This window comes from Streptomyces sp. NPDC048644, from assembly GCF_043199105.1.
In the GTDB taxonomy this organism is placed as follows: domain Bacteria; phylum Actinomycetota; class Actinomycetes; order Streptomycetales; family Streptomycetaceae; genus Streptomyces.
The window spans coordinates 59,902-80,137 of sequence record NZ_JBICVO010000009.1 but is presented as its reverse complement, the minus strand read 5'-3'; the positions used below and the strand labels follow the sequence as shown (position 1 = coordinate 80,137).

22 protein-coding genes and 7 tRNA genes are annotated in these 20,236 nt (G+C 72.3%); 18 read left to right on the top strand and 11 right to left on the bottom strand.

All coding sequences use genetic code 11. The features are described from left to right. Window positions 1–237 precede the first annotated feature (237 nt). Both cobA and ACGFNI_RS21655 read left to right on the top strand, forming a co-directional pair. Window positions 238–1,470, top strand: a complete 1,233-nt coding sequence (gene cobA, locus ACGFNI_RS21660; protein WP_393686057.1) for a uroporphyrinogen-III C-methyltransferase — start codon at window positions 238–240, stop codon at window positions 1,468–1,470. Between the two features lie 53 nt (window positions 1,471–1,523). Beyond that, on the top strand, window positions 1,524–2,342 hold the full coding sequence (locus ACGFNI_RS21655; RefSeq protein WP_393686055.1) for a TrmH family RNA methyltransferase: 819 nt from the start codon (window positions 1,524–1,526) through the stop codon (window positions 2,340–2,342). 25 nt (window positions 2,343–2,367) lie between these two features. Here ACGFNI_RS21655 and ACGFNI_RS21650 read toward each other — a convergent pair whose 3' ends face one another. Continuing rightward, window positions 2,368–3,765: a protein kinase gene (locus ACGFNI_RS21650; protein WP_393686053.1), complete on the bottom strand. Its 1,398-nt coding sequence runs from the start codon at window positions 3,763–3,765 to the stop codon at window positions 2,368–2,370. 655 nt (window positions 3,766–4,420) lie between these two features. Between ACGFNI_RS21650 and ACGFNI_RS21645 the strand changes: the two genes are divergently transcribed. The 3 genes from ACGFNI_RS21645 to ACGFNI_RS21635 all read left to right on the top strand — a co-directional run bounded on the left by ACGFNI_RS21645 (window position 4,421) and on the right by ACGFNI_RS21635 (window position 6,310). Beyond that, window positions 4,421–4,627 carry a hypothetical protein gene (locus tag ACGFNI_RS21645; RefSeq protein WP_393686051.1) on the top strand — a complete coding sequence of 69 codons (207 nt, stop codon included), beginning with the start codon at window positions 4,421–4,423 and terminating at the stop codon, window positions 4,625–4,627. Window positions 4,628–4,849: 222 nt separating this feature from the next. After that, entirely contained in the window at window positions 4,850–5,950 is a 1,101-nt protein-coding gene (locus ACGFNI_RS21640; RefSeq protein ID WP_393686049.1) for an aminoglycoside phosphotransferase family protein, read from the top strand. 78 nt (window positions 5,951–6,028) lie between these two features. Then, entirely contained in the window at window positions 6,029–6,310 is a 282-nt protein-coding gene (locus tag ACGFNI_RS21635; RefSeq protein WP_393686048.1) for a zf-TFIIB domain-containing protein, read from the top strand. Window positions 6,311–6,369: 59 nt separating this feature from the next. Here ACGFNI_RS21635 and ACGFNI_RS21630 read toward each other — a convergent pair. The 5 genes from ACGFNI_RS21630 to ACGFNI_RS21610 form a co-directional block, all read right to left on the bottom strand. After that, window positions 6,370–6,441 (bottom strand) — tRNA-Val (locus tag ACGFNI_RS21630). Between the two features lie 48 nt (window positions 6,442–6,489). Beyond that, window positions 6,490–6,561 (bottom strand) — tRNA-Val (locus ACGFNI_RS21625). A gap of 30 nt (window positions 6,562–6,591) precedes the next feature. Continuing rightward, window positions 6,592–6,663 (bottom strand) — tRNA-Val (locus tag ACGFNI_RS21620). A gap of 1 nt (window position 6,664) precedes the next feature. Further along, window positions 6,665–6,738: transfer RNA gene (locus ACGFNI_RS21615), tRNA-Cys, on the bottom strand. A 36-nt stretch (window positions 6,739–6,774) separates the two neighbouring features. Next, window positions 6,775–6,847: transfer RNA gene (locus ACGFNI_RS21610), tRNA-Gly, on the bottom strand. A gap of 177 nt (window positions 6,848–7,024) precedes the next feature. On the opposite strand from ACGFNI_RS21610, the gene ACGFNI_RS21605 reads away from it, so the two are divergent. Genes ACGFNI_RS21605 through ACGFNI_RS21595 form a run of 3 tightly spaced genes read left to right on the top strand, consistent with a single transcriptional unit; the run spans window position 7,025 to window position 9,782 of the window. Continuing rightward, the gene (locus tag ACGFNI_RS21605) at window positions 7,025–8,095 is read left to right on the top strand and encodes a chorismate-binding protein (RefSeq protein WP_393686046.1); all 1,071 of its coding nucleotides are present in this window, start codon (window positions 7,025–7,027) and stop codon (window positions 8,093–8,095) included. Beyond that, the gene (locus ACGFNI_RS21600) at window positions 8,092–8,916 is read left to right on the top strand and encodes an aminotransferase class IV (protein WP_393686044.1); all 825 of its coding nucleotides are present in this window, start codon (window positions 8,092–8,094) and stop codon (window positions 8,914–8,916) included. The genes ACGFNI_RS21605 and ACGFNI_RS21600 overlap by 4 nt, the downstream gene beginning before the upstream one ends. A 35-nt stretch (window positions 8,917–8,951) precedes the next feature. Further along, window positions 8,952–9,782, top strand: coding sequence for a GNAT family N-acetyltransferase (locus ACGFNI_RS21595; RefSeq protein WP_393686043.1), 831 nt, complete (start codon window positions 8,952–8,954; stop codon window positions 9,780–9,782). 33 nt (window positions 9,783–9,815) lie between these two features. On the opposite strand, the gene ACGFNI_RS21590 is transcribed toward ACGFNI_RS21595, so the two are convergent. Continuing rightward, entirely contained in the window at window positions 9,816–10,346 is a 531-nt protein-coding gene (locus ACGFNI_RS21590) for a DsbA family protein (RefSeq protein WP_393686041.1), read from the bottom strand. Between the two features lie 170 nt (window positions 10,347–10,516). On the opposite strand from ACGFNI_RS21590, the gene ACGFNI_RS21585 reads away from it, so the two are divergent. Both ACGFNI_RS21585 and ACGFNI_RS21580 read left to right on the top strand, forming a co-directional pair. Next, entirely contained in the window at window positions 10,517–10,975 is a 459-nt protein-coding gene (locus ACGFNI_RS21585) for a hypothetical protein (RefSeq protein WP_393686039.1), read from the top strand. A gap of 68 nt (window positions 10,976–11,043) precedes the next feature. After that, window positions 11,044–11,199, top strand: coding sequence for a hypothetical protein (locus tag ACGFNI_RS21580; RefSeq protein ID WP_393686037.1), 156 nt, complete (start codon window positions 11,044–11,046; stop codon window positions 11,197–11,199). A gap of 109 nt (window positions 11,200–11,308) precedes the next feature. On the opposite strand, the gene ACGFNI_RS21575 is transcribed toward ACGFNI_RS21580, so the two are convergent. Together ACGFNI_RS21575 and ACGFNI_RS21570 are read right to left on the bottom strand one after the other, a co-directional pair. Beyond that, window positions 11,309–11,875: a CGNR zinc finger domain-containing protein gene (locus tag ACGFNI_RS21575; RefSeq protein ID WP_393686036.1), complete on the bottom strand. Its 567-nt coding sequence runs from the start codon at window positions 11,873–11,875 to the stop codon at window positions 11,309–11,311. Between the two features lie 224 nt (window positions 11,876–12,099). After that, the gene (locus ACGFNI_RS21570) at window positions 12,100–12,513 is read right to left on the bottom strand and encodes an SsgA family sporulation/cell division regulator (protein WP_003959770.1); all 414 of its coding nucleotides are present in this window, start codon (window positions 12,511–12,513) and stop codon (window positions 12,100–12,102) included. Window positions 12,514–12,703: 190 nt separating this feature from the next. Between ACGFNI_RS21570 and ACGFNI_RS21565 the strand changes: the two genes are divergently transcribed. The 4 genes from ACGFNI_RS21565 to ACGFNI_RS21550 all read left to right on the top strand — a co-directional run bounded on the left by ACGFNI_RS21565 (window position 12,704) and on the right by ACGFNI_RS21550 (window position 14,009). Beyond that, window positions 12,704–13,135, top strand: a complete 432-nt coding sequence (locus ACGFNI_RS21565) for a TIGR02611 family protein (protein ID WP_393686034.1) — start codon at window positions 12,704–12,706, stop codon at window positions 13,133–13,135. 53 nt (window positions 13,136–13,188) lie between these two features. Continuing rightward, a tRNA-Val gene (locus ACGFNI_RS21560) sits at window positions 13,189–13,260 on the top strand. 86 nt (window positions 13,261–13,346) lie between these two features. After that, window positions 13,347–13,805, top strand: coding sequence for an SRPBCC family protein (locus ACGFNI_RS21555; RefSeq protein ID WP_393686033.1), 459 nt, complete (start codon window positions 13,347–13,349; stop codon window positions 13,803–13,805). Between the two features lie 132 nt (window positions 13,806–13,937). Further along, window positions 13,938–14,009, top strand: a tRNA-Val gene (locus ACGFNI_RS21550). 106 nt (window positions 14,010–14,115) lie between these two features. Here the strand turns inward: ACGFNI_RS21550 and ACGFNI_RS21545 are convergent. Beyond that, a complete protein-coding gene (locus ACGFNI_RS21545) occupies window positions 14,116–14,841 on the bottom strand; it encodes an exonuclease domain-containing protein (protein WP_393686031.1) in 726 nt (241 codons plus the stop codon). Window positions 14,842–15,049: 208 nt separating this feature from the next. On the opposite strand from ACGFNI_RS21545, the gene ACGFNI_RS21540 reads away from it, so the two are divergent. The 3 genes from ACGFNI_RS21540 to thrS all read left to right on the top strand — a co-directional run bounded on the left by ACGFNI_RS21540 (window position 15,050) and on the right by thrS (window position 18,931). Continuing rightward, window positions 15,050–15,616 (top strand): DUF4365 domain-containing protein, encoded by a 567-nt coding sequence (locus tag ACGFNI_RS21540; RefSeq protein WP_393686029.1) that lies wholly within the window; start codon window positions 15,050–15,052, stop codon window positions 15,614–15,616. Continuing rightward, window positions 15,616–16,824: a hypothetical protein gene (locus ACGFNI_RS21535; RefSeq protein ID WP_393686027.1), complete on the top strand. Its 1,209-nt coding sequence runs from the start codon at window positions 15,616–15,618 to the stop codon at window positions 16,822–16,824. Before ACGFNI_RS21540 ends, ACGFNI_RS21535 begins: the two co-directional genes overlap by 1 nt. 127 nt (window positions 16,825–16,951) lie before the next feature. Beyond that, window positions 16,952–18,931 carry a threonine--tRNA ligase gene (gene thrS, locus ACGFNI_RS21530; protein WP_393686025.1) on the top strand — a complete coding sequence of 660 codons (1,980 nt, stop codon included), beginning with the start codon at window positions 16,952–16,954 and terminating at the stop codon, window positions 18,929–18,931. Here the strand turns inward: thrS and ACGFNI_RS21525 are convergent. Continuing rightward, window positions 18,922–19,524, bottom strand: a complete 603-nt coding sequence (locus tag ACGFNI_RS21525; RefSeq protein ID WP_393686023.1) for a two pore domain potassium channel family protein — start codon at window positions 19,522–19,524, stop codon at window positions 18,922–18,924. The genes thrS and ACGFNI_RS21525 overlap by 10 nt on opposite strands. Before the next feature lie 67 nt (window positions 19,525–19,591). Between ACGFNI_RS21525 and ACGFNI_RS21520 the strand changes: the two genes are divergently transcribed. After that, on the top strand, window positions 19,592–20,149 hold the full coding sequence (locus ACGFNI_RS21520) for an HIT family protein (protein ID WP_393686021.1): 558 nt from the start codon (window positions 19,592–19,594) through the stop codon (window positions 20,147–20,149). The last annotated feature ends 87 nt before the right edge of the window (window positions 20,150–20,236 follow it).

Genomic DNA, 20,236 nt, shown 5'->3' with positions numbered 1-20,236 from the left:
AGCACCCCCGGCCCGCAGCTCTGCACGTTGCGGGCCGGGGCCTTACCCTCCACCGGTGCGCCGGGCCGCGAGCCGCAGGGATGAGCGGGTGCCCGCCCCTCGGGAGCGCTCATCTAGGCTGGCGGCCAGGATGCCCCCGCACCGGCACCCCGGCCGTACCACCCCTCACCAGCCGCTCCAGCGCCGCAGCGGCAGCCGCCGATCTCGCACCCTTCCGCATCAAGGAGCCACACCGCCATGGCCGAGCACGTCGCCGAACACGCCGCCTACCCCGTCGGACTGCGCCTGTCCGGCCGCCGCGTGGTCGTCCTCGGCGCCGGACAGGTCGCCCAGCGCCGGCTCCCCGCGCTCATCGCCGCCGGTGCCGACGTCCTGCTGATCTCCCCGTCCGCCACCCCCTCGGTCGAGGCCATGGCCGACACCGGCGAGATCAGCTGGGAGCGCCGCCGCTACCGCGCGGGCGACCTCACCGGCGCCTGGTACGCGCTGATCTCCACGGACGACCCGGAGGCCAACGCCGCCGCGTCCCAGGAGGCCGAGGACCACCGCGTGTGGTGCGTACGCTCCGACGACGCCGAGGCGGCCACCGCCTGGACCCCTGCCACCGGCCACAGCGAGGGTGTCACCGTCGCCGTGCTCACCGGCCGCGACCCGCGCCGCTCCGCCGCCGTCCGCGACGCCATCGTCGAAGGACTGCGGGACGGCACCCTCGCCGCACCGCACCACCGCAGCCGCGCCACCGGCGTCGCCCTGGTCGGCGGCGGCCCCGGCGACCCCGACCTGATCACCGTCCGCGGCCGGCGGCTGCTCGCCGAGGCCGACGTCGTCATCGCCGACCGCCTCGGCCCCCGCGACCTGCTCGCCGAACTCCCGCCGCACGTCGAGATCATCGACGCGGCCAAGATCCCCTACGGCCGCTTCATGGCCCAGGAAGCGATCAACCACGCGCTGATCGAGCACGCGAAGGCCGGCAAGGCCGTGGTCCGGCTCAAGGGCGGCGACCCGTTTGTCTTCGGCCGCGGGATGGAAGAGGCCCAGGCCCTCGCCGAGGCGGGCATTCCCTGCACGGTCGTCCCCGGCATCTCCAGCACCATCTCGGTACCCGGCGCGGCCGGCATCCCCGTCACGCACCGCGGCGTCGCCCACGAGTTCACGGTCGTCAGCGGCCACGTCGCCCCCGACGACGCGCGCTCGCTGGTGGACTGGCCCGCACTCGCCAAGCTGCGCGGCACCCTCGTCGTCCTGATGGGCGTGGAGAACAGCGGCGCCATCGCCGCCAAGCTCATCGAGCACGGCCGCCCCGCCGACACCCCAGCCGCCGTCATCCAGGAGGGCACCACCGCGGCCCAGCGCCGCGTCGACGCCACCCTCGCGACGCTCGGCGAGACGGTACGGGCCGAAGGCGTACGGCCCCCGGCGGTCATCGTCGTCGGAGACGTCGTCGCGGTCGCCTCACCTACCCGTAAGTAGCCGATTCCGTAACCGGCATTGGCACCTCGACACCGACAAGGCACTATCTCCCCGTGGCAGAAATCATCACCGTCGATGACCCGGACGACCCGCGGCTGAGCGACTACATCGGCCTCACCGACGTCGAGCTGCGGCGCCGGCGCGAGCCCGCCGATGGCCTGTTCATCGCGGAGGGCGAGAAGGTCATCAGGCGCGCAGGGCACGCCGGTTACACCATGCGCTCGATGCTTCTCTCGGCCAAGTGGGTCGACGTCATGCGCGACGTCATCGACGAGGTACCGGCCCCCGTCTACGCCGTCAGCCCGGACCTCGCCGAGCGGGTGACCGGCTACCACGTCCACCGCGGCGCGCTCGCCTCCATGCAGCGCAAACCCCTGCCCACGGCCGCCGAACTGCTCGGCGGCGCACGGCGGATCGCGGTCATGGAGGCGGTCAACGACCACACCAACATCGGGGCGATCTTCCGCAGCGCCGCCGCCCTCGGCATGGACGCCGTCCTGCTCTCCCCGGACTGCGCCGACCCGCTCTACCGGCGCTCGGTCAAGGTCTCCATGGGCGCCGTCTTCTCCGTGCCGTACGCACGGCTCGACAGCTGGCCCCGCGACCTCGCCGCCGTACGGGAGGCGGGCTTCAAGCTGCTCGCGCTGACCCCCGCGGAGCAGGCCACCGCCATCGACGAGGCCGCGCCGCACACCCTGGAGCGCGCCGCCCTGATGCTCGGCGCCGAGGGCGAAGGACTGTCCACCGGAGCGCTGCGGGCCGCCGACGAGTGGGTGCGGATCCCGATGGCGCACGGCGTGGACTCGCTCAACGTCGGCGCCGCGGCGGCCGTCGCGTTCTACGCGGTCGCCACCGGCCGCCCGAAGGACTGACCTGACGGGCGGGCCCGGACGAAGGTCAGCGGGCCCGCCAGGCGGCCGGATCCTTCGTACCGTCATCCTCCGCCGCCGGCCCGGCAGTCGGTGTGCCCGCCGCGGCGTGGGTCACCGGAACGTTTCGCTCCGTGCCAAGACCTCGGGTGGGCCCCTGACAGCCCTGCGCCGCCGCGATACCGAGCGCCACCAGCAGCGTCACCGTCACGAACACGATGATCCGCTGCCGCAGCAGCCGCCGGTCAGGACCGGGCCGCCGGCCGCCCGACCCCGTACGCACCGGGGCGCGGCGCCCCTTGCGCCCGGCAGGACCGGCGGCCGGGGCACGCCCCGAATGTGGCCCGCCTGACCGCGCGTTGCCGCCGCCGGGCGCCGACGGATGACCGGACGGCCGGGAGGGCGAACCCTCCCGCTGCGCCGGGGGTCTGGCGGCCTGCGGACGCGGCGGCGGGGTACCGGTCACCCGCCGTTCGGTGCGCTGGCGCGCGTACTCCTCGGCGCGCTGCCCGGTGGGCCGGTCGGATGGACGGCGGTCCGTACGGGCCCGGCCCGCCCCCGGACTCGGGCCGCCCGCCGCGCTCTCCGCCGGGCCCGACAGGCCGTGCGCCTCACGGGCCGCGATCTCCTTCAGCCGCAGCGAGAGGGACAGCGTGCTGGGGCGGTCCGCCGGATCCTTGGCCAGACAGGAGGCGAGCAGCGGCGCCAGCGCGTCCGGCACCCCGGCCAGTTGCGCCTCCTCGTGCACCACGCGGTAGAGCATGACCTCCGAACTGCCCTGTCCGAAGGGCGAGTCGGCGGTGCAGGCGTAGGCGAGGGTGGCACCGAGCGCGAAGATGTCCGTCGCCGGGGTGACCGCGGCCCCGCGCACCTGCTCGGGCGCGAGGAACCCGGGGGAGCCGACCGCGGTGCCGACGTGCGTCAGCGTGCTGGCGCCGGTCGCCCAGGCGATGCCGAAGTCGATGATCCGCGGCCCCTTGGGGGACAGCAGGATGTTGGACGGCTTGAGGTCGCGGTGGACCACGCCCGCGTCGTGGACGGCCAGCAGCCCCTCGGAGAGCGCGGCGCCGACCGAGGCGACCTGCGCGGGGGACAGCGGGCCCTCCTCGTTCACCTTGTCGTGCAGCGAAGGACCTGGCACGTACTGGGTGGCGAACCACGGCCGGTCCGCGTCGAGATCGGCCGCGACCAGCCGCGCCGTACAGCCGCCGCGGATCCGCCGGGCCGCCGACACCTCGCGGGCGAACCGCGAGCGGAACTCCTGATCCTCCGCCAGGTCCGGGCGGATCACCTTCAGCGCCACCCGCTGCCCGCGCTTGTCCGAGCCGAGATAGACGACGCCCATCCCGCCCGCGCCGAGCCTGCGGTGCAGCCGGAACGTGCCGACGACACGCGGGTCCTCGCGCCGGAGCCGCATCATCGCCATGTCCGTCCCCTACCTACGGTGGGGAGGCCCCACGCTGCCAACCGTCTGACGTGGCACAGCTTACGGATTGACGGCCCGCTGCGCTGAGAGGCCGCGCATGCGTCGGCACCGGGAATACCGCGGGGCGGCGGGATCCGGGCGCGGTGGCCCCGGCGCGGTCGGGCCGCGCGTCCGCCGCCCTTCGCGCGGTCCCAATCCTCGGCCCTGGAAAGGGGATTGGCGCGGGGGAGGGGCACCAGGTCAGACGCGCGCGGGGGGTCCGGAAGCCGCCCGGGAGCGCCCAAGTCCCCGTGGTGCGGGCCGGGTGCGGAGCGTGCGGAGCATGACCCGGAGGAGCGAGGGGAGTTGCGGGAGTGAGAGAAGTCACCCGCAGGGGAACCGGTGCCACCGGCCGGGAGCACGGGGCGACGGTCCGCCCGCACCGTGCGGCGCACCGAACCGCCTCGGGGTTGCCTCGGGGTCACCGCCACCCGCTCTCCAACCAGGGGAGTACACACGGCGCCCCGCCGTCATCCTCCTGGAGGCCCATCATCGGTACGACGGGCTGACGCCGGTCCGCCGCCGGTTGCCTACTGTGGAGATCAAGCGGCGGGTGGAGCACTCGTCCCCCGAGGTCAGACACCCGCCGCTGCGGATTCAGGACAGGAGTCAGGTGATGCCGGACATCCCAGGGCGTACGGGCCTCCGGGCGCAGGGGCGCAAGACCGCCGCGGCGCTCGGCCGGCAGCCCTCGGGCACCCGCCATCCCCTCGTCGCCGTGGCGATGGTGCTGCCACTGGCGATCTTCCTGGCCGTGGCGTTCGGCGGCTGGGAAGCCGTCATGACACAGGCGTCGTCCGTGGCCGGAATGCTGGGGCGCTGAGGCGTCCCGGTCCCGGGAGAGCGGCCCGGGACGGGGGACTCCGGCCGACAACCCCGTGGGGACGGGGGTACGGCGGACGGCACGAGTGGCCGGGCATCTGGGGAGATGCCCGGCCATCGGGCTTTCCCACCGCCGCCGCGGTCCGCACCCGCCGCGCGTACGATTCCGGACCGGGCCGAGCCCGGCCCGCCTTCACGCACCACGCGTCACCCCGGGGGAACGATGTCCACCACGCTGCTCGCCCGCCTGGCGGCCCTGTCCTCGGCACCCGGCCCGGGACCGGTCGCCGCCGCACCCGTACCGCCGCCCGCCCCTGAGGCCCCGGCCTCCCCTGAGACCCCGGCCTCCCCGCCCGCCCCCGAGGTGCTCGCCGACCGGCCGGACGGCACGGTCGTCCGCAGCGGCCGACGGGTGGCCAAGGCCCACGACCCCGCGTGCGCACCCCGCGACCTCGCCGCCCGCCTGCGCGTCGCCGCCCACCCCCGCCTGCACGGCATCCTCCTGACGCCCCTCCCCGTCACCGCACCCGACGGCTTCCTCACCCGCACCGATGACGGCCGCCTGCTGACCCGGTGGCCCTACGGAAGCCCCGTCCCGCCCGACGACCCCGACGCCGCCCCCTGGGAGGACGCCGCCCGCCTGCTGGCCGCGCTGCACTCCGTGGACCCGCGTCAATTGCCCGCCCCCGTACCGCCGATGCGCGGCCCGGCCAAGGCGGCCCGCGCGATGGCCAGAATGCGCGCCGCCACCACGGGCGGCCCGCTGCCCGCACCGCTGCGCGCGGCATCCGGCGCCGTCGAGCGCGCCTGGGCCCTCCTGCCGCCCTGGGCCCGCGCCGCAACGGCCGGACCGCCGCGCCCCGCGGACCGCCCGGCACTCCTGTGCCACGGCGACCTCCACCTCGGCCAACTCGTCCGCCACCCGGCCGCCACCGGCCCCTGGCTGCTGATAGACATCGACGACCTCGGCCTGGGCGACCCCGCCTGGGACCTGGCCCGCCCCGCCGCCTGGTTCGCCACCGGCCTCCTCGCGCCGGACATCTGGTCCCGCTTCCTGGCCGCCTACCGCGCGGCCGGCGGCCCCGCCGTGCCGCCCGGGGACGACCCGTGGCCCGCCCTGGAGCCGGCCGCCCGCGCGCTCACCGTGCAGACGGCCGCGCTCGCCGTCGCGAAGGCCGCCGCCGCGCCCCGCCTCCTGGACGACATCGAGACGGCGGTTCTCGACGCCTGTGCCCGAATGGCACCGGTGCCACCCGATGCGGACGGATCCGGCCCCGAACGACCTCCCCACCGCGGGAGTTCGCGCAGGCCGGACGCATCGTAGGGTGAACACCTCATCGCCGGGAGGCCGTTCCGGCGGTGCCGAAACGAGCAGTGATGGATAACGGGAGTTGAGCCGACGATGCAGTGCCCCAAGTGCCATGCACCGATGCATACGTACAACCGCAACGGCGTCCAGATCGAGCAGTGCGCCGGCTGCCGGGGGATCTTCCTGGACTACGGGGAGCTGGAGTCGCTGACCCGCCTGGAGTCCCAGTGGGTCCAGCAGGCCCCGCCGCCGCCCGCCCCGCAGGCGTACCCGGCGGCCCCCGCCTGGGGAGCACCGCACCAGGGCCACCACGGCGCCCACCACGGTCACCACGGCCATCACCGCAGCTTCGGCCGGATGCTCTTCTCCTCCTGAAACAGCCGGACAACGACCGAGGGCCGGAGCGATGTGCTCCGGCCCTCGGTCGTACGGTGTGGACGATACTGGGATTGAACCAGTGACCTCTTCCGTGTCAGGGAAGCGCTCTCCCGCTGAGCTAATCGTCCTCGGGACCACGGATCTCGATGATCTCCGTGGGGTGTTGCGGTGCTGCGTGCGCGATACTGGGATTGAACCAGTGACCTCTTCCGTGTCAGGGAAGCGCTCTCCCGCTGAGCTAATCGCGCGGGACGGATACCCGTTGTGCGGGGATCCAGTGGACGATACTGGGATTGAACCAGTGACCTCTTCCGTGTCAGGGAAGCGCTCTCCCGCTGAGCTAATCGTCCTTGGAGGTGGAGACGGGATTTGAACCCGTGTAGACGGCTTTGCAGGCCGTTGCCTCGCCTCTCGGCCACTCCACCAGGAGTGCAGGGGTTCGGGAAGATCCCCCAACATCGAGCGGACGACGAGACTCGAACTCGCGACATCCACCTTGGCAAGGTGGTGCTCTACCAACTGAGCTACGTCCGCAGGTGACTCTCCCAGACTACGTCGGGAAGCTACCGGGCCTCCGGGGCGCTTTCGCGTCCCGGCGACGTGTTGAACTCTAGCGGATTCCGGGGCCAGTACAAAAACGCGTTTGTGCAGCGTGCTGCGCTGCTCGCTCGGCCACGGCGGCGACCGGGCCCCCGCCATAGACTCATTGACGTGCGCGACCTACCTCCCGTGGCCCGCTTCGGCGGCCTGATAGCCACCGATCTGCGAGACGTCACCAGCGACCCCGCCGCCCTGGATTCCAGCGGCTGGTGGGCCGTGGTGGCCGGATTCGAAGGGGAGGTGGTCTGTGCGCGCTTCGCCGATGTCCGCCCCGCGACCCCGGCGGACGCCCCGGACCCCGCACGCTGGAGCGGCCCTGCGACCGGCGCCTGGCACAGCTCCCTGGACCGCGACTCCTATACCGCCGGCGTGCGGCGGGTACGCGCACACATAGCGGCGGGCGATGTCTACCAGGTGAACCTCTGCCGGGTGCTGAGCGCGCCGCTGCCCGACCCGGACCGTTCCGACGTCGACGCGCTGACCGCGCTGCTGGCCCACGGCAACCCCGCCCCGTACGCGGGCACGATCCGGCTGCCCGCCCACGGCGTCGAGGTCGCCACCGCATCCCCCGAGCTGTATCTGCGGCGTACGGGACGCACCGTCGACTCCGGGCCCATCAAGGGGACCGGCAGGACCGCCGCCGATCTGTCGGACAAGGACCGGGCGGAGAACGTGATGATCGTCGACCTGGTCCGCAACGACCTCGGCCGGGTCTGCGCCACCGGCACCGTCACCGTCCCCGCCCTGTGCGCCGCCGAGGAGCACCCCGGGCTCGTCCACCTCGTCTCGACCGTGCGCGGTGATCTCGCCGACGCGCACGAGAAGACCGCCTGGGCCGACCTGCTCACCGCCACCTTCCCGCCGGGCTCGGTCACCGGCGCACCCAAGGAGAGTGCGCTGCGGATCATCGGCGAGCTGGAGCGGGCGCCCCGCGGCCCGTACTGCGGCGGCATCGGCTGGGTCGACGCGGACCGCGGCACCGGCGAGCTGGCCGTCGGCATCCGCACCTTCTGGATCGACCGCACGGACCCCGGCGGCCCCGCCCTGCGCTTCGGCGCGGGCGCCGGGATCATCTGGGACTCCGACCCCGTACGGGAGTGGGCGGAAACCGAACTGAAGGCGCACCGGCTGCTCGCGGTAGCGTCGGGCCGGCACGGCACGAGCGGAGGGGAACAGCGATGAGGATCTGGTTCGACGGAGCACTGCGGGACGCCGACAGCGCCCGGGTATCGGTCTTCGACCACGGCCTGACGGTCGGCGACGGAGTCTTCGAGACCCTCAAGGCCGAGCAGGGCCGCGCCTTCGCCCTCACCCGCCACCTGGAGCGTCTCGTCACCTCCGCGCGCGGCCTCGGCCTGCCCGCACCCGACATCGACGAGGTCCGCCGCGGCTGCGCCGCCGTCCTGGAGGCCAACCCCATGGCGTTCGGCCGGCTGCGGATCACCTACACCGGCGGCGATTCCCCGCTCGGCTCGGACCGCGGCGACGCCGGTACGACCCTGGTCATCGCGCTCGCCGAGGCCACCCGCAGGTCCGACACCGCGTCCGCCGTCACGGTCCCCTGGACCCGCAACGAACGCGGCGCGCTCACCGGCCTCAAGGCCACCTCGTACGGCGAGAACGTCATCGCGCTCGCCCGCGCCCGTGAACAGGGCGCGTCCGAGGCGCTGTTCGGCAACACCGTAGGCGCGCTCTGCGAGGGCAGCGGATCCAACGTCTTCGTCGTCATCGACGGCGAACTGCACACCCCGCCGCTGACATCGGGCTGCCTCCCGGGCATCACCCGTGCCCTCACCGTCTCCTGGACGGGCGCCGAGGAGACCGATCTGCCGCTGGACGTCCTGGAGCGCGCCGACGAGATCTTCCTGACCTCATCGCTGCGCGACATCCAGGCCGTCACCCGGATCGACGGCCGCCAACTCGCCGCCGTACCGGGCCCGGTGACGGCGAAAGCCATGCGGGTCTTCGCCGAGCGGACGGCAGCCGACTTCGATCCGCGGTGATGACGGCCGGTGGCAGGGGCGAGTAGAAAGTCCTTGTGACCACAACGCTGCGCCCCGCGGGGCCGGACGACCGAAGCGATGACGGACACCGTTCCCGTACCTACGACGTCTGCGTCAACTCCCGCCGGGTCGGCGGGATCCGGCTGACCACGGACCCGCTCTTCGGTCCCGCCGCCGGGCGGATGGCGGGCCTGGAGATCGACCCGCCCGACCGGCACCGCGGCCGGGCCACGGTCGCCGCGCTGGCCGCCGAGGAAGTGCTGCGCGGCTGGGGCTGCCGGCGGATCGAACTGACCGTCCCCGCCGATGCGCGGGCCGCACTGGGCCTCGCCGCGGCGCTCGGGTACACCGAGCGCAGCAGCCGGCTGGCCAAACCCGTCACCACCGCACCGCAGTTGCCCGCAGGCAGCACGGACCTGCCGCTGTCCGAAGCCGCGTACCCGGCCTGGCGCGAGGCCGCCGTCGCGGCCCGTACCCGCCATCTCGCGCAGCAGGGAATGCCGCCTGAGTGCGCCGCGCGCACCGCGGCCGACGGGCACCGTGCGATGCTCCCGCTGGGCGCCGCGACGCCGGACCACGCCCTGCGGATCCTCGTCCACGACGGTACGGAGGCGGGGCACGTCTGGGTCGCCCTGCGGATGCCGGGGCACCCCGGTGGCTACGTCGTCGACGTGCGGGTCGGCGAGGGGCACCGGGGGCGCGGCCACGGCCGCACCCTGATGGGCATCGCCGAACGGGAGTGCCTGGCCGCCGGGCGGCCCGTACTCGGCCTCACCGTCCACTCCGGCAACGCCCCGGCCGCCGGCCTGTGCGCGGCACTGGGCTACCGGCCCACCGCCCACCTCCTGCACAAGCCGATCCTGTGACGCCGGGCCGCTGACCGGTCCGCCCCGGGCGGCTCAGCTCTCCCCGGCCGCCAGCCGGTCGGCGATCTCCTCGATGCGGGCGCGCAGGCCCTCCTGGCTCTGTCCGCCGTCGAGCCGCTGCCCGTCGATCACGTACGTCGGGGTGCCGGTGACACCGATCGCCTTGCCCTCGGCCTGGTCGGCGTCGACGATCAGCAGATGCCGGCCGTCGATCAGCGCGGTGTCCATCTCGTCGGCGTCCAGGCCGAGGCCGCCCGCGATCTCCAGCAGCAGCCGCTCGCCCGACCTGCCCAGCTCCTCGGCACGCGCCAGCACCGCCTCGGCGAACGGCCATCCCTGGCCCTGGGCCATGGCCTCCTCTGCCGCCTGGGCCGCGGCGTAGGCGTGCTTGTGCTTCTCCAGCGGGAAGTGCCGCAGCCGGATCTCCAGCCGGTCGCCGTAGCGCTCGCGCAGGGCGCGCAGATCGTCCAGGGCGGCGTGGCAGTCGGGACACTGCAGTTCGCACCACACGTCGAGGACGGCGGGCGCGGTACGGGTGGGGCCGGAGGCGGCGGAGTCGTTCATGCGGCCAGTCTTCCAGCCCGCCCGGAGGGCCGGGCGACGGGACCTGCGGACGACCGCAACCCGGAGATCTCCCTGAGGCCGGACCCGAACATGGCCCCGCGCACACCGGACAAGGCAGGATGGAGACAGGAGCGCACCGTGCGCTCCACGTCCAACGGCAGGAGAACCCGATGCTGACGTCGACCGTATGCGCCGCGGTGTCGGCGGCGGGCCTGGGTATTGCCGCGCTGACGGCCTACCGCAAGCGCTTCCTGGCCGCGACGCGCATCGCGGCCTTCGCCCTCATCCCCGTCGGCCTGGCGATGACCGGCATCATCGACTGGGTCACCAACATCATCTTCAAGCCCATGGTCTGGGCCGGCTTCGGTGTGCTGGCGCTCTCGGTCGTGCTGTTCATGATCGGCCGCTTCACGGAGCGCCGCAGGGGCGGGATCGGCAGCCGCAAGGAGCGCAGGGCCGCCACGGCCGCCCGCCCCGAAGCGGTGGCACCGGCCGCATCGGCCCCCTCGCTCGGCGCCGGCCGCACGGCGTCGCAGCCGTCCGCCGACGCAGGGAAGAAGGGCAGGTCCAGTGCACCCAAGGATGACTTCTCGGACATCGAAGCGATCCTGAAAAAGCACGGGATCTGATGAACTCCCGCTGCTGAGAGGCATCTTGGGCGAACCCGCCCGTCCGTCTGCGCCATCATCGGCGCGAGATGAACGATGAGTGCGTCCTGGCCCGGGACGATGCCCCGGCCCCCGAACCGCGCGGCTGTCTTTTCGCGCTGTCCCAGCCACCCCTGATGCTCTTCCTGAGCGTCATCGGCTTCCTGCTCCTGCTAGGCGCCGTGCACGACCTCTTCCTCCTGTGAGCCGCAGGACACGGTCGGCAGACGCGCCGGAAACGCGGGACATACGCAGCGGGCATCCCTGGCCCCTGCGCCGGTCGAAACGGCGGCCCGCCCCGGAGGGCGCAGCCGTTCAGCCCGCGGCCTCACGCCGCCGCGCCCGGTACGCCGCGACGTGCAGCCGGTTGCCGCAGGTACGGCTGTCGCAGTAGCGCCGCGAGCGGTTGCGCGACAGGTCGACGAAGGCGTTCGGGCAGTCCGGCGCCTCGCAGTACCGCAGCCGCTCCCGCTCACCGGCCACGACGAGGAAGGCCAGCGCCATCCCGCCGTCGGCCGCGAGGTGGTCGGCGACCGAGGCGCCCGGCGCGAAGTAGTGGACGTGCCAGTCGTAGCCGTCGTGGTCGGTCAGCTGCGGCGTGGTGCCCGCCGATGCCACCAGCGCGTTCAGCAGCTCCACCGCGCTGCGGTCGTCGGCGGCGGCGAAGACCTGCGCGAAGCGCGCACGGACGGCACGCACATCGGCCAGATCGCCGGAGCCGAGCGCACCGACCCCGCTGACGTTGTTGCGGCCCAGGAAGTCCTGGAGGGCGGCGAGGTCGGCCAGGCTGTCCGGAGCGGCGGGCCCTTCGCCTTCCGGCGCGGAGTTCAGCAGGTCGACGACCGCGTCGAGCGCGCACCGGGTGTCATGGGTGATCATCACGGTTCCGCTCCCAGGCCGGGTGGGGCGGACGGGTACCGCCCCGGGGTCCTTGCCGAATGGTCGCCGACTCTAGCGCGTCGAACAAGCTTCGGCGCCGCCTCCGCGGTGGGTCCGCGGCGACGGCGCCGAAGTGTGCCGTATGAACTTGTCGGTCCTGCGGCGTCTCCCCGAGTCGGACGCCGCAGAAGGTGAGCGGATCTTGCGGTGGGTTGCTGTGGTGCGCCTCAGCTCTCCGCGAGGATGTGGGAGAGCTCCGTGTCGAGATCGAAGTGCCGATGTTCCGTACCGGGAGGCACGGCGGCATCGGTCCTTTTGAGGAACGATTCGAGGGCCCTCGCGGGCGCCTCCAGGAGGGCTTCGCCTTCCGGTGAGCTCAGGGCGATGCAGACCACGCCCTGACCGTGGCTCCGGGACGGCCAGACACGGACGTCTCCGGTGCCGGTGGGCCGGTGCAGGCCCTCGGCGAGGAGGTCGCGGGCGAAAACCCACTCCACGGTCTCCTCGGCTCCGGTATGGAAGGTGGCATGCACGGCATAGGGATCGGCCGTGTCATACCGCAGGCCCGCGGGTACAGGCAGTGAGGACTCGCTCGACACAACGAGGCGCAGGTGCAGCTCGCAGCTGACCGTGGTGTTCATAAGCGCCAGGGCCTTTCGCTCAGTGTGCGCTCGGGGATTCGCACGTCGGCGAAATCGACATGCCACCTACGGTGCCGTTGTAAACCCCTCTGACGGTTTTGGGTGGCTTCAGGTACCTCTTCCGGCGGATTGCGGGATCGTCCTCAGTGGTAATTCCGGCGGAGTGGCACGGTCCGGTAAGTTTGACGCTATGAATACGGAGAGTAACGGGGGGTCGGAGGGCAGCGAAGGAGGCGCGACGTCGGTGGGGAAGCCGCTCGGATCCAGGGCGCCGCACTTCATCAAGCGCTCCCGGCCGCTGCACGTGAGCTGGCAGGCGGGGGTCTTCGTCGTCGGCCTCGCGGTGGTGGCCGTCGGCGTGGTGATGCTCCCGCTGCCGGGCCCCGGCTGGCTGGTGATCTTCGCCGGTATGGCGATCTGGGCGACGGAGTTCGTCTGGGCCCAGTTGGTGCTGCGCTGGACCAAGCGCAAGGTGACCGAAGCGGCACACAAGGCGCTCGACCCGAAGGTGCGCCGCCGCAACATCATTCTCACGTCCGTCGGCGTGGTGATCATCGCGGTGCTGCTGGCGGTGTACGTGGCCAAGTTCGGCTTCGCGATGCCGTGGAACATCGACGAATGATCCCCTGGTGGTCACAAGTGCCCGTCGACGTGGGGTAATGTTGGCGGCGCGCCGGGCGATTAGCTCAGTGGGAGAGCGCTTCGTTCACACCGAAGAGGTCACTGGTTCGAACCCAGTATCGCCCACCCCGGCCGAAGGTCCGGAGGCTTCAAGCCTCCGGACCTTCGTGGTTGTTGGGCATTCAGGGCCCTCGGAGCGGCACACTGGCACCATGCCTCACCGGCCACGCGCACCACATCGCTACCGCTTCCGCAGCGTGTGGCTCCTCCAGGCCCCGCCCGCCGTCGTCTACGCGGTCCTCGAACGCGTCGAGAGCTATCCCCACTGGTGGCCGCAGGTGCGGTCGGTCGACCGGATCGACGCGCACAGCGGCACCGCCAGGTTCCGCTCACTGCTGCCGTACGACCTCGACGTGATCGCCAGGGAAGGCGTACGGGATCCGCGCGCCGGGGTGCTGGAGGTGACGCTGGAAGGCGACATGGAGGGCTGGGTGCGCTGGCGGGTCGAGCCGCGGGGCGGCGGGACACGGGTCGTCTTCGAGCAGGAGGTGGAGCTGCGCAAGCCCCTGCTGAGGCGGTTGGCGGTGCCGGGGCGCCCGCTGTTCGTGCTCAACCACGCGCTGATGATGCGCGGTGGCCGGCGCGGTCTCGCCGCCTGGCTGGCCCGCTGAGCAGGGCCGCGGTCGCGACGCGGGGTGACCGGCTGCGGGGCCGCCCGCAGCCGGATCGCGTAGGAATTTGATGGAAGGCAGTGGCGGCCTGTATTGTTCAGGTCGTTCGCGAGGGAAACCCCGCAGACACCCGGGCGATTAGCTCAGTGGGAGAGCGCTTCGTTCACACCGAAGAGGTCACTGGTTCGAACCCAGTATCGCCCACCGGGATCAAGGGCCGGTCCGTCAATTGACGGACCGGCCCTTTTCGTTGAGATCCTTTTCCGGGCCCGGTGATTTCCCCGGGATTTCCCTGAGGCAGCATCAGAATTCAGGCGGCGGCGGGCAGCTCGGGCCGTATCGGCCAATGCGGATCGACGGGTTCGGGTTTTCCGCTGCGTGCGAACCACGCCTGGAGACCGCGTGCCTGGGCCGCGTACCACTTCGTCTGGAGGGTGTGCAGCGCGCTCGGTTGCAGCTGGTCGAGGCGTTGGGCGAAGCGCTGGCCCAGAGTCCGCACCACGTGCAGCGCCGCCAGCGCGTCGGCGGCTGCCTCGTGCGCGCCCTCCAGCTCGACCTCGTAGTGCGCGCACAGGTCGGTCAGGGTGCGGCGACCCTTGCGGTAGCGGTCCAGGTGCTTGTCCAGGACCCGTGGATCGAGGACGTGCAGCGGCTGCGTGCCCAGGTAGGCGGCCAGGGAACTGGCGCGGTGCCGCTTCAACTCGCGGTCCAGCAGCGTGAGATCGAACGGGGCGTTCATCACCACCAGCGGCCGGCCTGCCAGTGCCTGCGCGGCCAGCGCCTTGGCGATCTCCTCCAGGACCGGCGACGGCCAACGGCCGCTGCGCGCGAGGTGGCCGGCCGTCAGGCCGTGGACCGCCGTCGCCGCTTCGGGTATCTCCACGCCGGGGTTGATCAGCCACCGGGTGACGCGCGGCGCGGAGCGCGGGGTCTCCTGGACCACCAGCGCCGCGGAGACGACGCGGTCGGTCTCGACGTCCACGCCGGTCGTCTCGGTGTCGAAGGAAGCCAGCGGACCCTCATACCAGCACGGCATCGTCCCAACTCCTCGCGCTCGTACGACAGCTGACGGGACACCTCGCCCGAGCTGGTGATACCCGTCCCATGGTGTTGTCGAACCATCTTTGTTTGCCGACCGCTTGCCGCGGAGACAACCAGAGGGACGGGCCGCGGCGATCCGTACGGCCGTCTCCCGTCACTCGCGGACCCCACTCGATCGGCACAGCCCGGAAGGCACTTGAGCGATGACGCTCGCGCAGCCCGAACCGGGCGGGCTGCTGCCGCAGCGGACCACACCGCAGCGCGGCGGACTCGCCATGACGGCCTGCATGGAGACTCTCCAGGTGGGCTATCTGCACGTGATCGCCGCCGCCTCCGGGTGCTCGCCGGCGCAGCCCTTCCCGGACAACGGAATCGACTGGCACGTCAGCCATGGCGCGCCCGGACACACCGTCGACGACGAGGTCACCATCAAGGTGCAGCTGAAATGCACCTACCAGACGGCGCCGCACCCGCCGGGCCGCACCTTCGGCTTCACGCTCGACAACGACCATCTGGTGAAGCTGGCCCGTACGCCCGTCGCGGTGCACAAGATCCTGGTCGTGATGCTGGCGCCGCGCGGCCGTGACGACTGGCTGCGGGCCGGGCACGACTGCCTCGAACTGCGGCACTGCTGCTACTGGATCAACCTGGCCGGCCACCCCGTGACCGGCAGGCGCAGGACCACCGTGCGGATCCCGACCGCGCGGATCTTCGACGACCGCGCGCTCTGCGACATCATGACGCGGGTCGGGGCGGGAGGGAGACCCTGATGCACCGGCCGACCGACGACCACGACACGAGGTACCCGGCGGGCGCGCTCCCGGCGTACCCGGATCCGGCCGGGCTGGATCCGGCGGTGCTCGGCGCCCTGCTGGCCCGGCACGGCTGGCACCGCCGCGGCGGCGCCGCCGGCCGCTACGCGCGCTGGACGCCGCCCGGCGGGGGCTCGGGGACGAGCCTGCTGGTGCCGCAGGACGGCCGGTTCCCCGACAGCGCGGAACTGCTGGCCGAGGCGCTGGCCGCGCTGGCGCAGAGCGCGGCGCCGTCCGCCCGCGACGTCCTGCTGGGCCTGGCGACGCCCAGCGACGAGGTGCGCTGGGCGCGCGAGATCCCCGACGACGGATCGGGGGCCGCGCGCTGGGTGGCCCAGGAGCAACTGCGCGGCGCGGCCCGCGCGATGCTGGTCGCGGGCGCGCTCGGCACCTTCGCCCGCGCCGGGTACTACGGCTCGCGGTACAAGCGCCAGGCCGAGCGGTTCCTGGGCGAGGTGCTGGTGGGTCCGGCGTCGGCGGGGCGCAGGCTCACCGCGTTCGTACCGGTGACGGCCGGGCGCGGCGCGGTTGCCGGGCTGCAACGGGCGCTGCACGCGACCCGCGACGCCACCGACTACCAGCGGGCCACCGGCCGCATGGAGGCGTTCGACGCGGCCATCGGGCTCGGGGTCTGCCACGAACTGGCGCAGGCGCTGATCGCGCTGATCAGGGACGCGGAGGGGCTGCGGATCGCCGTGGACTGGTCGCCGGGCGCGGGACCGCCCGCCGGCTGCCCGGCCCGTCCCGAGCCGGTGGAGTTCTCGCCCGGTGACCTGCCGGCGTTGCAGCGCGCCGCGCAGCGCTACGTACGGGACGAGCCGTCGCTGCCCGTACGGGTGACCGGCGCGGTGGTGCGGCTGCGCAGGGAGCGGCCGGGCGGTGGCGCGGTGCGGCTGCGGGTGCTCACCGGGGCGGACGTGGTGCAGGTGCGGGTCGCGCTGGGGGAGGAGGATTACCGGATCGCGGGGCACGCGCATCTGGTGGGGCTGCCGATCCGGGTCAGCGGCCGGCTGGAGAGCCGGGGCGGGTTCCGGCGGATCACCGGGGCGTGCGACGTCACCCCGGTGCAGGTCGACCAGGCGGAGCGGGACCGGCTGCTGAAGTCGCTCCAGGGGAACTTCGGCTCCTTCGAGGAGGCGTGCGGCGGGCCGCCGGCGGAGGAGTGAGCGGCGGGGGAGCGGCGGGGTGTGAGGTCACCGGCACAAACCGTTTCGCGGTCCGGTCCATCGGCTCGGTACGATTCTGCTGCGCAGCGACCGCTGTCGCGCAGGAGACATGAGTCAGGAGAGACCGGTGTCAGACGTCCGTGTGACCGTCCAACGCGATTCCGAGCGGGAAGAACGCGTGGTGACCACGGGGACTACGGCCGCCGACCTCTTCCAGGGTGAGCGCAGCGTCGTCGCCGCGCGGGTGGCCGGGGAGCTGAAGGACCTGGCGTACGAGGTGGCCGACGGCGAGGTCGTCGAGCCCGTCGAGATCACCTCCGACGACGGCCTGAACATCCTGCGGCACTCCACCGCGCACGTGATGGCGCAGGCCGTCCAGGAGCTGTTCCCGGAGGCCAAGCTCGGTATCGGCCCGCCGATCAAGGACGGCTTCTACTACGACTTCGACGTCGAGACCCCGTTCCACCCGGACGACCTCAAGCGCATCGAGAAGAAGATGCAGGAGATCCAGAAGCGCGGCCAGAAGTTCGCCCGCCGGGTCACCACCGACGAGGACGCCCGCGTCGAGCTGGCGGACGAGCCGTACAAGATCGAGCTGATCGGCCTCAAGGGTTCCGCCGCCGATGCCGCAGAGGGCGCGTCGGCCGAGGTCGGCGCCGGCGAGCTGACCATCTACGACAACCTCGACGCGAAGACCGGCGAGCTGTGCTGGAAGGACCTGTGCCGCGGCCCGCACCTGCCCAGCACCCGCGCCATCCCGGCGTTCAAGCTGATGCGGTCGGCCGCCGCCTACTGGCGCGGCAGCGAGAAGAACAAGCAGCTCCAGCGGATCTACGGCACCGCCTGGCCCACCAAGGACGAGCTGAAGGCCCACCTGGAGTTCCTCGCCGAGGCCGAGAAGCGCGACCACCGCAAGCTGGGCGCCGAGCTCGACCTGTTCTCCATCCCGGAGGAGATCGGTTCCGGCCTCGCGGTCTTCCACCCCAAGGGCGGCATCATCCGCCGCACCATGGAGGACTACTCCCGCAGGCGGCACGAGGAGTCGGGGTACGAGTTCGTCTACACCCCGCACGCCACCAAGGGGAAGCTGTTCGAGAAGTCCGGCCACCTGGACTGGTACGCCGACGGCATGTACCCGCCCATGGAGCTGGACGAGGGCACGGACTACTACCTCAAGCCCATGAACTGCCCGATGCACAACCTCATCTTCGACGCGCGCGGCCGTTCCTACCGTGAACTCCCCCTGCGCCTCTTCGAGTTCGGGACGGTCTACCGCTACGAGAAGTCCGGCGTGGTGCACGGCCTGACCCGGGCCCGCGGCTTCACCCAGGACGACGCGCACATCTACTGCACCAAGGAGCAGATGGCGGACGAGCTGGACTCGACGCTCACCTTCGTGCTCGACCTGCTGCGCGACTACGGCCTGAACGACTTCTACCTGGAGCTGTCCACCAAGGATCCGGAGAAGTTCGTCGGCTCGGACGAGGTCTGGGAAGAGGCCACCGAGACGCTGCGCAAGGTCGCCGAGAAGCAGGGGCTGCCGCTGGTCCCGGACCCGGGCGGCGCCGCGTTCTACGGCCCGAAGATCTCGGTGCAGGCGAAGGATGCCATCGGCAGGACCTGGCAGATGTCGACCGTGCAGCTGGACTTCAACCTCCCGGAGCGGTTCGACCTGGAGTACACCGCGGCGGACGGTTCGAAGCAGCGGCCCGTCATGATCCACCGCGCGCTGTTCGGTTCCATCGAGCGGTTCTTCGCGGTCCTGCTGGAGCACTACGCGGGCGCGTTCCCGGTCTGGCTGGCCCCGGTGCAGGCGACCGGCATCCCGATCGGCGACGCGCACGTGCCCTACCTCCAGGAGTTCGCCGCCGAGGCGCGTGCCAAGGGGCTGCGGATCGACGTCGACTCGTCGTCGGACCGGATGCAGAAGAAGATCAGGAACGCCCAGCGCAGCAAGGTGCCTTTCATGATCATCGCCGGTGATGAGGACGTCGCGAACGGCGCGGTCTCCTTCCGTTACCGCGACGGATCGCAGAAGAACGGCATTCCGCGTGACGAGGCGATCACGGAGATCCTGGACGCGGTGGAGCGCCGGGTTCAGGTGTGACCCCGGCCGCTCGCTGAGCAACGGTCTGGCCCCGGCACGCGACACCGCGTGCCGGGGCCAGACCGTTTCCGCTCAGCCCTCGCCCTCCTGCCGGAAGCGGCGCACCAGCCAGGACGAGAACGAGCCGACGCGGCTTCGCCCAGGGTGCGGATGTGGCTGCCGGGCGCATGGCGCTCGTCGTGCAGCACGGTCGGCGCGGCGGCGAAGCCCAGCAGCAGGGAGGCGAGGCCGGTGTACGCCATGACCCGGGCCTCCAGGGCGAGCTGCGGCCGGCTCCGGTTCCGGCACATCCGGTCGTGCAGTTCGACCAGGCGCAGCGGTCGCAGCAGCGGCAGAACGGTCACGACCAGATCCAGCCAGCGGGTGCGCACGAAGCGCCGGCGGTCGGGGCTGAACGCCAGCCGCGCCAGGTACTCCACCACGAAGGTCGCCCAGCTGACGACGGTGACGACCGCCCACAGTTCCAGCCAGCCGGGGGAGAGGCCGGGCATCAGGACCCGGACCGCGTAGGCGGTCAGGAAGAGCAGCGACGCGGCCAGGAGATATGGATCGACGCGCCCTTCCCAGGTCCGCAGCCGCTCTTCCCTGTCCATCGGCTCAGCATCGGGGAGCGGGCGGCGGAGTGTGCCCCAGCGACACGCCCAGAGCCTGTGACGCCATATGCTGGCCCGTATGACAAGCGAGCCGGAGCAGCAGATCGGAGTCGGGACACAGGACGCCTTCCAGCGCCTGTGGACGCCCCACCGGATGGCCTACATCCAGGGGGAGAACAAACCGAGCGGCCCGGGGGCCGCGGACGGCTGTCCTTTCTGCACGATTCCCGCGAAGTCGGACGAGGACGGCCTCGTGATCGCGCGCGGCGAGCATGTCTACGCGGTGCTGAACCTCTATCCGTACAACGGCGGCCACCTCATGGTCGTCCCGTTCCGGCACGTCGCCGACTACACCGAGCTGGACGCCGCCGAGACGGCTGAGCTGGCCGAGCTGACGAAGCGGGCGATGACCGCGCTGCGTACCGCTTCCGGGGCGCACGGTTTCAATATCGGGATGAACCAGGGCACGGTCGCAGGCGCCGGCATCGCGGCCCATCTCCATCAGCACGTCGTACCGCGCTGGGGCGGCGACACCAACTTCATGCCGGTGGTCGGCCACACCAAGGTGCTGCCCCAACTCCTCGCGGACACCCGGGCGATGCTCGCCGACGCCTGGCCGTCCTGAGGCGGGTGCGGGCCGCCGGATACGGAGTACGCCGGCGCGTGCGGGGAGCGACACGCACTCCTAAGGGCTGGGTGAATTGCACCATTT